Annotated in this window: 1 pseudogene; it reads left to right on the top strand. The window is 72.5% G+C overall.

The window, feature by feature from the left end:
* Positions 1-191 (top strand): annotated as a pseudogene (locus EU805_RS17320) (polysaccharide biosynthesis protein); the annotation flags it as partial.
* Positions 192-255 lie beyond the last annotated feature (64 nt).

The following is a 255-nucleotide window of genomic DNA, read 5'->3' as shown; positions in this document are numbered from 1 at the left end:
CGGTGACCGGCGTCTGGGCTGTGATCGAACGCGACATCGAGGATCTGGTGCGCCGCGCCGACCGCGACGACTACGACCCCTACCTGCTGCCCGGCGACGCGCTGGCCTGCTACGACAGCACGGTGACCAACGTGGCCGAGATCGGCCGCATCTTCGGCATCCTCGGCGCCACCACCCTGCTCACCCGCTGAGCGCCGCGGGGGTCGGCGCCCAAAGCGCCTCGAGACCGGCGAGCGACGCGGCGACCGCATCGCG

Source organism: Salipiger sp. IMCC34102 (assembly GCF_004145405.1).
In the GTDB taxonomy this organism is placed as follows: domain Bacteria; phylum Pseudomonadota; class Alphaproteobacteria; order Rhodobacterales; family Rhodobacteraceae; genus Loktanella.
Note: the sequence above shows the minus strand (reverse complement) of the source record. Positions and strands in the feature narration are given on the sequence as shown.